The organism is Alteromonas sp. KS69, from assembly GCF_003989595.1.
In the GTDB taxonomy this organism is placed as follows: Bacteria; Pseudomonadota; Gammaproteobacteria; order Enterobacterales; family Alteromonadaceae; genus Alteromonas; species Alteromonas naphthalenivorans.
Genome location: NZ_PYHU01000083.1, coordinates 1 through 1,118, shown reverse-complemented (window position 1 = coordinate 1,118; position 1,118 = coordinate 1). Strand labels below are relative to the sequence as shown.

The following is a 1,118-nucleotide window of genomic DNA, read 5'->3' as shown; positions in this document are numbered from 1 at the left end:
CCATGTGCTGTACCAAAAGCACGCTTACTCTGTACCGCACACCTTAGTAGGCAACACGGTGACCATCGAGGCAAGTGGCAGTGTGGTCAGCATCTATCACCAAAATCAACTGGTGACACAGCACGCTAAATCAGCAAAAGACGGCGGCTTCTCAACGCAAAAAGAACACATGCCGGACAGCCATGTAAAACAACGCTTCAGCGCTGAACGCTTATTGCACTGGGCGGAGAATATTGGTGTAGGTACGCGCGGTGTGGTGCAGTGGCACATCCATAGCCGTCAACATCCAGAGCAAGCGATTAAAAGCTGCCTAGCCATTCTAAATCTCACTAAACAGCATGGTGCTGCGCGACTTGAAGCCGCTTGCCAAAAGGCGTTACTGCTAGAACGCCCTCACAGAAGCGTTGTGATGAACTTACTCAAACATCACCAAGAAAGCGTACCGAGCACCGCTGTCGAGCAAGATGAACAACCTGTTACCCACCACAACATCCGCGGCCAACATTACTATCAATAGGACAACTCATGACACAATCTCAACTACAAGAGCAACTGCGTAGCTTACGGCTTGGGCACTTCGCTCAAGCGTTATTGCAACAACAAAGCCAAGCGACAACCTACGACGAGATGAGCTTCGAAGAACGCTTGGGATTACTGGCACAGCACGAAATTCACTGTCGTCAAGACAGCAAAGTGAAGCGTTTACTGCGGCAAGCAACCTTGCGCTTAGAAGCTCACGCCAGCCGATTGGAATACCGTGCAGAGCGCGGTCTACGCAAAGATAAAGTCGCCACACTGTTGAGCGGCCAATACTTACATCATGCTCATAACATTATCGTTACTGGTGCAACGGGGTGCGGTAAAACGTACTTCGCTTGCGCATTAGCCAGACAAGCCTGTGAACAGCATCATACAGTAAGATATTACCGGCTCGGCCAGCTTCTTGATGAGCTGAATATCGGCCACGCCGATGGAAGTTACCGACAACAGCTTGCACAACTCGCGAAGAAAGAGCTGCTCATCCTAGATGACTGGGGAATGGAAAAAATGAGTGCAAGACCGGCCCATGGCTTACTTGGAGGGATGGAAGAACGATATCAAAACACCAGCACCATTAT

General features: G+C 50.1%; 2 protein-coding genes. Both read left to right on the top strand.

Going from position 1 to position 1,118, the window contains the following annotated elements; translation table 11 throughout:
- Window positions 1-517, top strand: a 517-nt coding sequence (locus C7Y69_RS21440; protein WP_409513446.1) for a Mu transposase domain-containing protein, incomplete at its 5' end; no start/stop codon positions are given.
- An 8-nt stretch (window positions 518-525) separates the two neighbouring features.
- On the top strand, window positions 526-1,118 hold a 593-nt coding region (locus C7Y69_RS21435), incomplete at its 3' end, for an ATP-binding protein (RefSeq protein WP_126874111.1).